General features: G+C 69.2%; 13 protein-coding genes and 1 pseudogene. 9 read left to right on the top strand and 5 right to left on the bottom strand.

Going from position 1 to position 13768, the window contains the following annotated elements:
- From J2126_RS17500 to phnN, 6 genes and pseudogenes are all read left to right on the top strand, one after another.
- Positions 1 to 1248, top strand: a complete 1248-nt coding sequence (locus J2126_RS17500; RefSeq protein WP_209488145.1) for a carbon-phosphorus lyase complex subunit PhnI — start codon at positions 1 to 3, stop codon at positions 1246 to 1248.
- 38 nt (positions 1249 to 1286) lie between these two features.
- A pseudogene (locus J2126_RS17495) lies at positions 1287 to 2144 on the top strand (alpha-D-ribose 1-methylphosphonate 5-phosphate C-P-lyase PhnJ); the annotation flags it as partial.
- A gap of 119 nt (positions 2145 to 2263) precedes the next feature.
- Positions 2264 to 3043 (top strand): phosphonate C-P lyase system protein PhnK, encoded by a 780-nt coding sequence (gene phnK / locus J2126_RS17490; RefSeq protein WP_209488144.1) that lies wholly within the window; start codon positions 2264 to 2266, stop codon positions 3041 to 3043.
- Between the two features lie 44 nt (positions 3044 to 3087).
- Positions 3088 to 3816, top strand: a complete 729-nt coding sequence (phnL, locus tag J2126_RS17485; protein WP_209490277.1) for a phosphonate C-P lyase system protein PhnL — start codon at positions 3088 to 3090, stop codon at positions 3814 to 3816.
- Between the two features lie 16 nt (positions 3817 to 3832).
- Entirely contained in the window at positions 3833 to 4972 is a 1140-nt protein-coding gene (locus J2126_RS17480) for an alpha-D-ribose 1-methylphosphonate 5-triphosphate diphosphatase (RefSeq protein ID WP_209488143.1), read from the top strand.
- A complete protein-coding gene (phnN, locus tag J2126_RS17475) occupies positions 4969 to 5562 on the top strand; it encodes a phosphonate metabolism protein/1,5-bisphosphokinase (PRPP-forming) PhnN (protein ID WP_209488142.1) in 594 nt (197 codons plus the stop codon). Before J2126_RS17480 ends, phnN begins: the two co-directional genes overlap by 4 nt.
- Before the next feature lie 39 nt (positions 5563 to 5601).
- On the opposite strand, the gene J2126_RS17470 is transcribed toward phnN, so the two are convergent.
- Positions 5602 to 6300: a TIGR00266 family protein gene (locus J2126_RS17470; protein WP_209488141.1), complete on the bottom strand. Its 699-nt coding sequence runs from the start codon at positions 6298 to 6300 to the stop codon at positions 5602 to 5604.
- Between the two features lie 99 nt (positions 6301 to 6399).
- Here J2126_RS17470 and J2126_RS17465 point away from each other — a divergent pair, with 99 nt between their 5' ends.
- Positions 6400 to 7455: a hypothetical protein gene (locus tag J2126_RS17465; protein ID WP_209488140.1), complete on the top strand. Its 1056-nt coding sequence runs from the start codon at positions 6400 to 6402 to the stop codon at positions 7453 to 7455.
- 320 nt (positions 7456 to 7775) lie between these two features.
- Here J2126_RS17465 and J2126_RS17460 read toward each other — a convergent pair whose 3' ends face one another.
- The 4 genes from J2126_RS17460 to J2126_RS17445 all read right to left on the bottom strand — a co-directional run bounded on the left by J2126_RS17460 (position 7776) and on the right by J2126_RS17445 (position 11086).
- Positions 7776 to 8516 carry a FadR/GntR family transcriptional regulator gene (locus J2126_RS17460; RefSeq protein WP_209488139.1) on the bottom strand — a complete coding sequence of 247 codons (741 nt, stop codon included), beginning with the start codon at positions 8514 to 8516 and terminating at the stop codon, positions 7776 to 7778.
- 64 nt (positions 8517 to 8580) lie between these two features.
- On the bottom strand, positions 8581 to 9336 hold the full coding sequence (locus J2126_RS17455; protein ID WP_209488138.1) for an SDR family NAD(P)-dependent oxidoreductase: 756 nt from the start codon (positions 9334 to 9336) through the stop codon (positions 8581 to 8583).
- Positions 9337 to 9344: 8 nt separating this feature from the next.
- Positions 9345 to 10106, bottom strand: coding sequence for an SDR family oxidoreductase (locus J2126_RS17450; RefSeq protein ID WP_209488137.1), 762 nt, complete (start codon positions 10104 to 10106; stop codon positions 9345 to 9347).
- Positions 10103 to 11086, bottom strand: coding sequence for an NAD(P)H-quinone oxidoreductase (locus tag J2126_RS17445; RefSeq protein ID WP_209490275.1), 984 nt, complete (start codon positions 11084 to 11086; stop codon positions 10103 to 10105). Before J2126_RS17445 ends, J2126_RS17450 begins: the two co-directional genes overlap by 4 nt.
- Positions 11087 to 11385: 299 nt before the next feature.
- Here J2126_RS17445 and J2126_RS17440 point away from each other — a divergent pair, with 299 nt between their 5' ends.
- Together J2126_RS17440 and J2126_RS17435 are read left to right on the top strand one after the other, a co-directional pair.
- Positions 11386 to 12615: an ABC transporter substrate-binding protein gene (locus J2126_RS17440; RefSeq protein WP_209488136.1), complete on the top strand. Its 1230-nt coding sequence runs from the start codon at positions 11386 to 11388 to the stop codon at positions 12613 to 12615.
- Between the two features lie 280 nt (positions 12616 to 12895).
- Positions 12896 to 13768: a branched-chain amino acid ABC transporter permease gene (locus J2126_RS17435; protein ID WP_209488135.1), complete on the top strand. Its 873-nt coding sequence runs from the start codon at positions 12896 to 12898 to the stop codon at positions 13766 to 13768.

The raw sequence follows: 13768 nt of genomic DNA, 5'->3' as shown, positions 1-13768 counted from the left end.
ATGTACGTGGCCGTGAAGGGCGGCGAGGCCGCCATCCGCAATGCCCACGCGCTGCTCGCGAAGCGCCGCCGGGGCGAGGAGAGCGTGCCGGAGATCGGGCTCGACCAGATCGCCGGACAGCTTTCCCTCGCCGTCGACCGCGTGATGGCCGAGGGTTCGCTCTATGACCGCGAACTGGCGGCCCTCGCCATCAAGCAGGCGCGGGGCGACCTGATCGAGGCCATCTTTCTCGCCCGCGCCTTCCGCACCACCTTGCCCCGCTTCGGCGCCTCGGTGCCGGTGGATACGGGCGCCATGCGCATCGAGCGGCGCATCTCCGCCACTTTCAAGGACCTGCCCGGTGGCCAGGTGCTCGGCCCCACCTTCGACTACACCCACCGGCTGATGGACGAGCGGCTGGCGACCAATGCCGCAGGCGCTCCCTCTCCCCTCGAAGTCGGCTTTTGCCGACTTCGACCTCCACGAACCGAACTCGGCAGCAGCCGAGTTCGGGCGGGAGAGGATTGGGGTGAGGGGGAGGAGCTTCGCGAAGCGGAGGCAGCTCTCGCCCAGGGATCACTCCCCTCACCCCCGGCCCCTCTCCCGCAAGGGAAGAGGGGAGATACCCGGATGCCCCGCGTCACCGACCTCCTCGGGGACGAAGGGCTCATCGAGGCGTCCCCGGCCGATGACGGCACCCCGCCGCGCGATCTCACCCGCGAGCCGCTCTCCTTCCCCGCCGACCGGCCGCTGCGGCTCCAGGCGCTGGCGCGGGGCGACGAGGGCTTCCTGCTGGCGCTCGGCTATTCCACCCAGCGCGGCTATGCCCGCACCCATCCCTTCGTGGGCGAGATCCGCTTCGGCACGGTGGAAGTGAGCCTTCCTGTGGAAGAACTGGGCTTTGCGGTGCCCCTCGGCGACATCGCCGTCACCGAGTGCCAGAGCGTGAACCAGTTCAAGGGCTCTGCCACCGAGCCGCCCCAGTTCACCCGCGGCTACGGCCTCGTCTTCGGCCAGTCCGAACGCAAGGCCATGTCCATGGCGCTGGTGGACCGCGCGCTGCGCTTCCAGGAGCTGGGCGAGGAGAAGAGCGCCCCGGCGCAGGACCAGGAATTCGTCCTCTCCCATTGCGACAACGTGCAGGCCACCGGCTTCGTGGAGCACCTGAAGCTGCCCCATTACGTGGACTTCCAGGCCGAACTCGACCTCATCCGCCGCATGCGCGCGGAGGCTGAGATCGCTGATGAAATGAAGGAGGCCGCCGAATGACTGCCGTCGCGACGTCGCACGCCAATCGCGCCTCTTCCATGCCGGCCATCACCTACAATTTCGCCTATCTCGATGAGCAGACGAAACGGATGATCCGCCGGGCCATCCTGAAGGCCATCGCCATTCCCGGCTATCAGGTCCCCTTCGCCTCGCGCGAGATGCCCATGCCCTACGGCTGGGGCACCGGCGGGGTGCAGGTGACGGCGGCCATCCTCGGCGCCGACGACGTGCTGAAGGTGATCGACCAGGGCTCGGACGACACCACCAATGCGGTCGCCATCCGCTCCTTCTTCGAGACCACGGCCGGCGTCGCCACCACCACGCGCACGGCCGACGCAACCATCATCCAGACCCGCCACCGCATCCCGGAGGCGGAGCTGAAGGCGGGGCAGACCATCGTCTTCCAGGTGCCCATCCCCGAGCCGCTGCGCTTCCTCGAACCGCGCGAGACCGAGACGCGCCGCCTGCACGGCCTCGCCGATTACGGCCTGATGCAGGTGAAGCTCTACGAGGACATCGCCCGCCACGGCCACATCGCCACCACCTATGCCTATCCGGTGAAGGTGGAGGGCCGCTACGTGATGGACCCCTCCCCCATCCCGAAGTTCGACAATCCCAAGATGAACGACAGCCCGGCGCTCCAGCTGTTCGGCGCCGGACGCGAGAAGCGCATCTATGCCATCCCGCCCTACACGCAGGTGGTGTCGCTGGATTTCGAGGACCATCCCTTCAAGGTGCAGGCCTTCAAGGAGCCCTGCGCTTTGTGCGGCGCCAAGGGCGTCTATCTCGACGAGGTGATCCTCGACGACAAGGGCGGGCGCATGTTCGTCTGCTCCGACACAGACCATTGCGCCACCCGCCAGTCGGAGGGGCATACGGGGACCATGAGCGCGCCTTATGGGACTCGGCCCGCCCCCCTCCCCCCCACCCCCTCTCCTCTTGCGGGAGAGGGTGGATCGCAGCGCAGCCGCGAGACGGGTGAGGGGGGTCCCGCCACCGAGAACGGAGAGGCGTGATGACGACCGATACCCCCCTCCTCACCGCCCGTGGCCTCGCCAAATATTACGGCCACCGCCTCGGCTGCCGCGACGTGGACCTGACCCTGCACGAGGGCGAGGTGTTGGCCATCGTGGGTGAATCGGGCTCCGGCAAGTCCACTTTGCTCGGGCTCCTCTCCACGGAGCTTGGCCCCACCGCCGGCACCGTCTCCTATCGCATGCGGGACGGCGAAACGCGGGATCTTGCGACCCTCACCGAAGCCGAGCGCCGGCTGCTGCTGCGCACCGATTGGGGCTTCGTGCGCCAGCATGCGGAGCAGGGCCTGCGCATGGCGGTCTCGGCCGGCGGAAACGTGGGCGAGCGGCTGATGGCGGTGGGCTGGCGCCACTACGCGAACATCCGCAGCGAGGCTACCGACTGGCTTTCCCGCGTGGAGATCGCCGCGGAGCGGATTGACGACGACCCGCGCACCTTCTCCGGCGGCATGCGCCAGCGCCTGCAGATCGCCCGCAACCTCGTCACCCGCCCCCGCCTCGTCTTCATGGACGAGCCGACCTCGGGCCTCGACGTCTCGGTGCAGGCGCGCCTGCTCGATCTCATCCGCCAGTTGGTGGAGGAATTCGGCCTCGCGGTGGTCATCGTCACCCATGATCTGGCGGTGGCGCGGCTGCTCTCCCACCGCATCATGGTGATGAAGTCCGGCCGCGTGATCGAACAGGGCCTCACCGACCAGGTGCTCGACGACCCGCGCGAGCCCTACACCCAGCTCCTCGTCTCCTCGGTGCTTGCGGCATGACGATCTCTTCTTCTGTCACCCCCGTGTCCACTGCCGCAGAGCGCATGACGGCTGGTGAAGGCAATGCGCTGGCGCTGGGCCGGGACACGCTCCTCGCCGTCGAAAGCCTCGCCAAAAGCTTCACCCTGCACCTGCGCGGTGGGCTCATGCTGCCCGTGGTCTCCGGCGTCACCTTCGACGTCCGCGCGGGGGAGTGCGTGGCACTGGGCGGGCCGTCGGGGGCGGGGAAAAGCTCCATCCTCAAGATGGTCTACGGCAATTACCGTATCGACGCCGGCTCCGTACGCATCGCCGATGGCGACACCTTCGCCGAAGTGGCGGACGCCGAGCCGCGGCAAATGCTGGCGCTCCGGCGCGCTTGCGTCGGCTATGTCAGCCAGTTCCTGCGGGTGATCCCGCGCGTCTCCACCCTCGACGTGGTGGCGGCGCCGCTGCGTGCCGAGGGCGTGGACGAAGAGACCGCCAAGGCCCGCGCCGGCACCCTGCTCGCCCGGCTCAACCTGCCCGAGCGCCTGTGGTCGCTGCCGCCGGCGACCTTCTCCGGCGGCGAGCAGCAGCGCGTGAACGTGGCGCGCGGCTTCATCGGGTCCCAGCCGCTGCTGCTGCTGGACGAGCCCACCGCATCGCTCGACGCCGCCAACCGGCAGGTGGTCATAGACCTTATCAATGAGAAGAAGGCGGCAGGCGCCGGCCTGCTCGGCATCTTCCACGATGCCGAGACCCGCGAGGCCGTCGCCGACCGGGTGGTGGATGTCACCCGTTTCGAAGCCTGATCCCGGAGCCCCGCCAATGACCGAACAGGTTTTCGCCAACGCCCGCCTCGTCCTGGCCGATGAGATCATCTCCGGCCATATCACGGTGACGAACGGCGCCATCTCCGCCATCGGCGCGGGTGCCGTGCCGGCTGGGGCGGAAGACCTGGGGGGCGACTATCTCCTCCCCGGCCTCGTGGAGCTACACACGGACCATGTGGAGGGCCATCTCGCCCCCCGCCCCAAGGTGCGCTGGAATCCCTTCGCCGCCATGCTCGCCCATGATGCGCAAGTGGCCGCCTCCGGCATCACCACCGTGTTCGATTCCCTGCGCGTCTGGCCGGACAAGAAGGCTGTGGGCATGGATGGCGATGCCCCGCTCCTCATCGCCGCGCTGGAGCAGGCCCGCGCCGCCGACGCGCTGCGCGCCGAGCATTTCATCCACCTGCGCTGCGAAATCCCCACCGACACGGTGGTGGAGGACGCCGAGGCGATCCTGAAGAAGACGCCCGTCCACCTGATCTCGCTCATGGACCACACGCCCGGCCAGCGTCAGTTTGCGACCATCGACCAGTTCCGCTCCTACTACATGAAGAAGAGCGGCATCAGCGCCGAGGAGATGGACGTGATCGTCACATCGCGGCTCGACTTCCACGCGCGCTACGCCCGCGACAACCGCGCGGGGCTGGTGGCGCTCGCCCACGCCCATGGCTGCGTGGTTGCGAGCCATGATGACGGCACGCCCGAACATGTGGCCGAGGCCATCGGCGACGGTGTGGCCATCGCCGAATTCCCCACCACCGAGGAGGCCGCGCGTCTCTCCCACGAGGCCGGCATCCGGGTGCTCATGGGCGCGCCGAACCTCGTGCGTGGCGGCTCGCACACCGGCAACGTCTCGGCGGAGGAGCTGGCGCGCGGGGGGCGGCTCGATATCCTGTCATCGGATTACGTGCCCTCGTCCTTGCTCTGGGCGGCCTTCGACCTCACCCGCCGGGTGCTCTCCATCCAATTGCCCGAGGCGGTGCGGATGATCACCAAGACCCCGGCCGAGGTGGCGGGCCTTGCCGATCGCGGCGAGATCGCCATTGGCCGACGCGCGGACCTCGTGCGGGTGGCGCTGGCCGGCGAGATGCCGGTGGTGAAAGGCGTGTGGCGGGAAGGACGGCGCGTGGCATGACGACAGATGCAGCCGGCGCAAAGGCTGGCGACAGGTTCGGCCCCGGCACCCTGCTCCTCGTGGTCGGTCCCTCCGGCGCCGGCAAGGACACCCTGATCGACATCGCCCGCGCGCGCTTTGCCGGCGACCCGCGTGTGCTGTTCGCCCGGCGCCTCGTCACCCGGCCTTCGGGCACGGGGGAAGCGCACGGCACGCTGTCGGAAGCGGAGTTCGACGCAATGCTGGCCGCCGGACGCTTTCCCCTCTCCTGGCGCGCGCACGGGCTTTCCTATGCGCTCGGGCCGGAGGTGGCGGAGGTGATCGCGCAGGGTGGTGTCGTGGTGGCCAACGGCTCCCGCGCCACCCTGCCGGAAGCCCGCCGCCGCTTCGCGCGGGTGCGGGTGGTGCATGTGACGGCGCCCATCCCGGTTCGCGCCGCCCGCCTGGCCATGCGCGGCCGCGAGAGCGCCGACGACATCGCCGAGCGCCTCGCCCGCGCGCCGGAGCTGGATGTCGCCCCCGACCTCACCATCGAGAACGTGGGCACGCCCGCCGAGGGCGGCGCGCGCCTCACGCACTTCATCGCCGAGGAACTGGCCGGGGTCATCTGACCTCGGCCCAAAAAGCCCGTCCGGCGCCTGAGCGTGCCCTCACCGCCGCTCGCCGGCCGGCAGATAGGGCTGGAGCGCGTGGGCGAGCTTGGACGGGGTGAGCGACTGGAGCCACACCGTGCCGGGGCCGGCGAGGCGGGCGAGGAACAGCCCGTCGCCGCCGAACAGCATGTTCTTCACGCCCCGCACGGTGGTGATCTCGAAGGAGACGCTGTCCTCGAACATGCCCACATGGCCAGGATGCACCAAAAGGTCCTGCCCCGGCTGCAACGTGTAGCTGACGATCTCACCGCCCAGCTCGATGAAGGCCGGACCTTCGCCGGTGACGTGCTGCAGGATGAAGCCGTCGCCGCCGAACACGCCGGCACCCAGCGTCTGCTGCACCCCCACACCCACGGACAGGCTCGGCGCGCCGGCGAGAAAGCCGTGGCGGTGGATGAGATAGCCGCGCCCCGGCGCCACCTGCATCTCGAAGATGCTGCCGGGAATGGTGGCAGCGAAGGCCACCAGCGCCTCGCCGCCCTCGGCGGTGAACTCGGTCATGAACAGCCCGCCGCCGCCCAGCGCGCGGCCGATGGCGCCGAAGAAGCCGGTGGAGCCGCCGGTGGCGGTCGTGGTGCGCATGGCGACGTTGGAGGTCATCCAGGAGAGGCGGTCGGTCTCGGCGAGAACCGTCTCCCCCGCCGCCAACGTGAGCGTGAGCACGGGCAGCGTCGTTCCGGAAATCTCGTGGCGCATGTTTTCCCTCCCGGTAATTTCGCACCGAGATTAGGGTGCGCGAACACGCACGCAAGCGGCCCCTCCCGGCCAAGCTCGCAACAAGCTGAGGAAAAAGCCATGCGCGCCGCCACGCTCCTGCTCCTGCCCCTCCTCGCCGCCGCCATGGCGACCCCGGCACTGGCGCAGCAGCCGGCCTTCCTGCCCTATCTCAACGCGCCCGCCGACGGCGCGCCGATCCTCCGCCCGCCGACGCTCTCCATGTCCATCAATGGCGGACCGGCGCGCCGCGCCATCATGGACACGGGCTCGACCGGCGTTGTCGTCTCGGCAAGCGCCATCCCCGGCTTCGACCAGCTGACGCCGCTGGGGCCGGGCGAACTGACCTACACCTCCTCCGGCCGCATCATGCGAGGGGTGAACGTGATGGTGCCGGTGACCGTCACCGGCGCGGACGGCACCAGCGTGACCACCCAGCCCATTCCGGTGCTGGCGGTGACGCGCATCGACTGCCTGCGCAACGCCCGCAACTGCCGCCCCAGCGATGCGCCGCGCCGCGTCTCCATGCTCGGCATCGGCTTCGCCCGCGCCAAGGATCGCCAGCCCGGTGCCGGACCGGCCCGCAATCCGTTCCTGAATGTGACCGGCATGGGGCAGGCGGGGACGGGCACGGCCGATTTCAAGCGCGGCTATGTGGTGACGAGGCGCGGCGTGCAGGTGGGGCTGGCCCAAGGTGACGGTGCGGCTTTCAGCAAGGTGAAGCTCGGCAGCGACGCGGCCACCGGCGACTGGCAGCCCATCCCCGCCTGCCTCTCCCTGAACGCCCGCACCCCCGTTGCCTGTGGCACGATGCTGCTCGATACCGGCGTGTCCGTCATGTACCTGACCCTGCCGCCGGCGCAGACGGACGGCCTCGCCGTGCCCGGCCTGCGCGGCGGGCGCGTGGTGGCGGACGGCGCCAGCCTCGCCATCGCGCCGGGCGAGGGCCAGCCGGCCCCAGCCTACGGCTTCACGGTAGGCGACCGCGGCAATCCGGTGACGCCGGCGCGGGTCATCCTGGTCGGGCGGGGCGACCGGCCGGCCTTCGTCAACACCACGGTGCGGGCGCTGAACGCCTTCGACTATCTGTTCGATGCCGATGCCGGCGAGGCCGGCTTCCGGGCGGTGGGGCGATAGGAAGCGAACAGAACGGGAAAACTGGAGGGCGCCTGATTCGGTCATGCCCCGTTCCCGCTGCGTGCGCGGGTGGCCCGTCGTTCGTCCCGTTCCGGGACAGGAGACGGGCGCGGCTCCCCGCCTGCGGCGCCGCGGCCCGTAGTCTCTTCGCAGGCAGGCACAGGCCGCCCCATGGGTCCTCCGGTCACGCCGGAGGGCGACGGCGGTGAGGCGGAGCCATACAGAACAAATCCCGAAAATCCCGCCGCGCCTGATTCGGTCACGCCCCGTTCCCGCTGCATCCCCGGCCTGCGGGTGAACCCGTCCCGTTCCGGGACAGGTCACGGCTTCAGATAGAGCGCGAGGCGGGTGGCGGCGTGGCGCAGGTGGTCTTCGGCGGCGGCGCGGGCGGCGGCGGGGTCCTGCCGCTCGATGGCGATGAAGATGGCCACATGCTCGTCCTGCACCGCCTGGGCAAGGCCGCCGAGGCGCGCGGTGTTGGCGCGGGCGGTGCGGATGAAATGGCGCACCCGGTGGTCGAGGAATTGGGACAGGTCGCGAAAATAGGGATTGCCGGTGGCCTCCACGATGGCGCGGTGGAAGGCCATGTCCTCGTCCACCCCCGGCTCGCCACGGTCCACCGCCGCCTGCATGGCATCGAGCTGGTCGTGGATGCGGCCGAGATCGTCCTTGGTGCGGCGCACGGCAGCATGGGCGGTGGCATTGGCCTCCACCGCCATCAGCAATTCAACGATGGCGCTCATCTCCGCGCGGTCGCTGAGATCGGCGATTTCCAGCCGGAAGGATGAGGCCGCGCCGGGATCGGCGACGAAGGCGCCCGCCCCCTGCCGGCTGGTGACGAGGCCATCATGCTTCAGCCGGCCCACCGCCTCGCGGACGATGGGCCGGCTGACGCCGTAGGTCCCGGACATCTGGTGCTCGGTGGGCAGCTTTTCACCAGGCTGGAGACGGCCAGAGGCGATCTCCTCGCGCAGGCGCTGGGCGAGCGTGTCGGCGAGCGAGGGCGCGCGGCCGAGAATATCCCGGGAGGTTTCGCGCGCCGTGTCGCGGGGTTGCGCCATGTCCGTCTTCCCTCACCTCGCCCGATGGCGGCACCGTCCGGCCGCCCGCCTCGCATGACGCGATTCAGCTCGCGATATAGAGACCACCATTCACATGAACTGTCTCGCCGGTGACGAAGCTCGCCCATGAGGAGGCGAGGAAGGCGACGACCCGCGCCACCTCCTCCGCCGTGCCGAGCCGCTTCAGCGGCGTGCCGGCGAGGAGCGCCCCGCCATTGGTGGCCATCAGCGGGCGCACCATGGGCGTGTCAATGAGGCCGGGGGAGACCGCATTCACCCGCACCTTGGGTGCCAGTTCCTGCGCGAGCGTGCGCGAGAAGGTGAGCACCGCCCCCTTCGCCGCCGCATAGTCCGCATGGGTCACGCTGCCCCGGTGCCCGGCCATGGAGGCGACGTTCACGATGGACGCGCCCTCCGCGAAATGCGGGATGGCGGCGCGGCAGGTGTAGAACACCCCGTCGAGATTCACCGCGATGCCGGTGCGCCAATAGTCGTCGCTCATCTCGGCCACGCGCCGCTCGCGATAGAGGCCGGCTGAGGTGACGAGCACGTCCAGCGCGCCGAACCGCTCGGCCAGCGCGCCCAGCGCCGCATCCGCCTCCTCGGGCTTCGCCGCATCCTGCCGAAGGGGCAGGACACGGGCGCCGGTGGGATCCAGCTCGGCCGCGAAGGCGGAGACGCCGGGAAGGTCGAGATCGGTGAGCACGCAATTGGCGCCGAGGTCGAAGAACACCCGCGCGATGGCGCGGGAGATGCCGCCATTGGCGCCGGTCATCAGCAAAGTCTTGCCGGTGAAGTCGAAACCCTTGGTGTCGTTCATGGCGCGCCTCAGGTCATCAGCCAGCCGCCGGCCACATCCACCACCTGTCCGGTGACGAAGGCCGCGGCGTCCGAGGTGAGGAACACGCAGGTCGCCGCCACCTCCTCCGGCTGTCCGAGGCGGCGCAGGGGGGTGGAGAGCCGCACCGCCTCGTTGGCGGTGGAGGCGGTGCCGCGCATCATGGGCGTGTCGATGCGGCCGGGGGCGATGGCATTCACCGTGATGCCGTAGGGGCCGAGTTCGCCGGCGAGATGCTTGGTAAAGCCGATGAGAGCGGCCTTGGATGCCGCATAGTGGACGCCCACGATGTCGCAATAGGTGCGCCCCGCCACCGAGGCGATGTTGACGATGCGGCCCTTCCCCTGCGCCTTCATGCCGGGCGACAGCGCCCGCACGCAATTGAAGGCGCCGGTGAGGTTCACGTCGATGACACGGCGCCATTCTTCCGGCGGCATCTCCCAGGCTTCCGAGCGGCGGCCGTCCGCCCCGCTCTTGGGCGAGATGCCGGCATTGTTGACCAGCACCTCCACCGGCCCGAGCGCCGCTGCCGCGGCCTGCGCGGCGGCCGCGACGGCGGCATAGTCGGAGACATCGGCGGCAAGACCGATGGCGGCGGCGCCGCGCGCGATGGCGGCTTCCGCGGCCGCGTTCGCAAGGGCTGCGTCATGGTCCACATAGGCGATTGCGAGCCCCGCATCGGCGAGGGCATCAGCCTGGGCGCGGCCGATGCCGCGACCGGCGCCCGTGACAAAGGCAACGCGCGCGCTCACCGCCCGGTCTCCAGCATGATCTTGCCGAGGTGCGCGCTCGATTCCATCAGCGCATGGGCTTCGCGCGCCTGCTCCAGCGGGAAGGTGGCGTGGATGAAGGGCTTCACCTTGCCGGCATCGAGCAGCGGCCACACATCGCGCATGAGGGCATCGGCGATGGCCTTCTTCAGCGCCACCGGACGGGCGCGCAGCGTGGAGCCGGTGAAGGTGAGGCGCTTCAGCATGACGGGCATGAGGTCGATGGTGACCTCGCTCGGCTGGAGGAAGGCGATCTGCACGAGGCGCCCCTCCACCGCGAGGGCCTGGAGGTTGCGCGCCACATAGGGGCCGCCCACCATGTCGAGGATTTCCTCGACGCCCCTGCCGTCGGTGAGCGCTTTCACCTCGGCGACGAAATCCGCCTCGCGATAATTGATGGCCGCGTCGGCGCCGAGCGACAGGCAGAAGTCGCACTTCTCCTGCGAGCCCGCCGTCGCGATGACCCGCGCGCCGGCATGGTGGGCGAGCTGGATGGCGGTGGAGCCGATGCCGCTCGATCCGCCATGGATGAGAATGGTCTCGCCCGCCTTCAGCCCGCCGCGGGTGAAGACGTTGTCGTAGACGGTGTAATAGTTCTCCGGCAGTCCGGCGGCTTCCAGAAGCGACAGCGGCTTCGGAATCGGCAGGCACAAAGGCGCCTCGGCGATGCAATATTCCGCATAGCCGCCGGAGATCACCAGAGCGCAGATCTCGTCGCCGATCTTCGGCGCGGTGACGCCCTCACCCAGCGCGACCACGCGGCCGGCGATCTCGAGGCCCGGCACGTCCGTGGCGCCGGGAGGCGGGGGATAATTGCCGGCGCGCTGGAGACAGTCCGGTCGGTTCACACCCGCCGCCACCACTTCCACCAGCACCTGACCGGGACCGGGACGCGGCACGTCCGCCGTCTCGACCGTCACCACCTCGGGACCGCCCGCGCCCGCAAAGCGGACCTGGCGCATCGTCGTCGCAATCTCTGCCACCGGCTTCCTCCCTTGCGCCTTCTGCGAGGCTGTCCGGCACCTGTCGGTGGCGTCCTATGCGGCCGCGCCCGGCACCGGCGGCGCCCTCATGACGGCGCGTTCTGGTGGGTCCGGAAAATACATAGATCATACTTGTCAGGCAACTTGGTTATCTGCATTATCCGCCTCGCCAGACGGGATGGCCAGCGCGCCATTTCGACCGAAGGGCACGGAAAACCGTGTCCGGACAATGACTTGAATCGCCCGATCCCGATGGGGGTCGGCGGAGGGAGGAAACCATGAAGATGTTTGCGCGCGCGGCGCTGGCCGCCGCTCTGCTCACGGCCGTGCCGTTGGCCTCGACCCTGCCGGCGGCCGCTCAGGGCACCGTCAAGTTCGGTGCCCTCTATCCCTTCTCCGGCACCCTCGCGCTGCTCGGCGACGAGAGCTTCCGCGGCTTCGAGCTGGCGGTGGAGGAGCGCAACGCGGCTGGCGGCATCAACGGCCAGAAGATCGAGTTCATCAAGGGCGACGCGGTCGATCCCAACCAGGCGGTCGGCGAGGCGCGGCGCCTCACTTCCGTGGACAAGGTCTCGGCCATCTTCGGCACCTATTCCTCGTCTTTGTCGCTCGCGGCGACGCAGGTGACGGAACTCGCCAACATCCCCTATTTCGAGCTGGGCGCGATCTCCGATCCCATCACCGAGCGCGGCTTCAAATACGTCTTCCGCACCAATCCCACGGCGCGTGACTTCGCCAACCGCATGGTCGATGCCGTCATCGAGGCCATCGCCCCGGCGCTCAACACCAAGCCCGGCGACCTGAAGATCGGCATCATCCACGAGGACAGCCTCTACGGGCAGACCGTCTCCGGCTATCAGAAGACCCGCGCCAAGGAGAAGGGCCTCAACGTGGTCGAGGTGCTGCCCTATTCGGCCAAGTCGGTGGACCTCACCCCGGTCATCCTGCGCCTGAAGTCCGCGGGCGCCGACGTGGTGCTCCAGACCTCCTACCAGAACGACACGGTGCTGTTCTTCCGCCAGATGAAGGACCAGGGCTACAAGCCCAAGGCGGTGATGGGCGCCGGCGGCGGCTATTCCACCCGCGACACCATGCAGGCGGTGGGCGCGGAGAACATGGAAGGCGCCCTGGACGTGGACTTCACCCAGTACAACACCAACCCCAAGGCGGCGCCCGGCATCACCGAGTTCTCGGCGAAGTACAAGGCCAAGTACGGCATCGATCCGCGCTCCGGCCACTCGCTCGCCAACTACATGGGCGCCCGGGTGTTCTTCGACGCCATCGCCAGCGCCAAGACCACGGACGCCGACAAGGTGCGCGCGGCGGTGATGAAGGTGGACATCCCGGTGGGCCAGACCGCGACCGGCTGGGGCGCCAAGTTCTCCGAGCAGGGCCAGAACACCCGCGCCGTGCCCTTCCTGATGCAGTGGCAGGGCGGCAACCTCGTCACCGTGTTCCCGACGGACGCCGCGGTCGCCAAGATGAAGACCGGCATCGGCACCAACTGAGGCGGGGCCTCCCGCGTTCTTCCAAGCACCGTCATGCCCCGGCTTGTCCGGGGCATCCACTCCCGCGCTGTCCCGGTGCATGGACCTGAAGGTCAGCCCGGTCGAGCGGTGGATCCCCCGGACAAGCCGGGGGATGACAACACGGATGGATCGCGCCGCCCGGACCGGTTCGCCCCCCGTTGAGGACGGAGCGGCGCCGACCACCCTCAGCCTCTCCGAAAAGGAAGGTGCGCCAGCTGCGCACCCGCCCGCCCCCACCTGCGCACTGGAGCCAAGCGCGATGGACGTTCTTATCCAGCTGGTGCTCAACGGCATACTGCTCGGCAGCATGTATGCCATCATCAGCGTCGGCCTCACCCTGATCTTCGGCATCGTGCGGGTGGTGAACTTCGCCCATGGCGAGTTCCTGATGGTGGGCATGTACGCGGCCTATCTCCTCGCCGCGAAGTTCGGCCTGCATCCCTATGCGGCGGCGGTCCCCATCGTGATCCTGCTGTTCGCCATCGGCGCGGCGGTGCAGCGCTTTCTCATCCAGCCGCTGCTGGGCGCCGAGGAGCATATCCAGATCTTCGCCACCGTCGGTCTCTCGACGGCGCTGGTGAACCTCGCGCTGCTCGTGTTCGGCGCGGACCTTTATTCCATCCCCCCGTCCGCCGCGCAGGGCACGCTCATGGTGGGCGGCTTCTCCCTGGTGAAGGGGCAGATCGTGATGTTCGTGTGCGCACTGGCGCTGGTCGCGGGCCTGCACCTCTTTATGCAGTCCACCGCCCTCGGCCGCGCCATCCGCGCCACCGCGCAGAACCGCAATGCGGCGCTGCTCATGGGCGTGAAGGTGGACCAGATCTACGTCATCGCCTTCGGCATCGGCGCCGCCTGCGTCGGCCTTGCCTCGGCGCTGGTGATGCCGCTCTATCCGGTGACGCCGACGATCGGCACCTATTTCGTGCTCACCGCCTTCGTGGTGGTGGTGCTGGGCGGCATGCGCTCCATGTACGGCGCCTTCTTCGGCGCCATGATCATCGGCCTCGTGGACAGCCTCTCCGGTTACTACATCGCCCCCGACCTGAAGGAAGTCGTCTATTTCGCGATCTTCCTCGCCATTCTCATCTTCAAGCCCACCGGCCTGTTCGGCCTCGGCCGCGGCACGGAGTGA

Origin of the sequence: Xanthobacter flavus, assembly GCF_017875275.1 — a bacterium.
In the GTDB taxonomy this organism is placed as follows: domain Bacteria; phylum Pseudomonadota; class Alphaproteobacteria; order Rhizobiales; family Xanthobacteraceae; genus Xanthobacter; species Xanthobacter flavus_A.
This window is presented reverse-complemented; position numbering and strand designations above follow the sequence as displayed.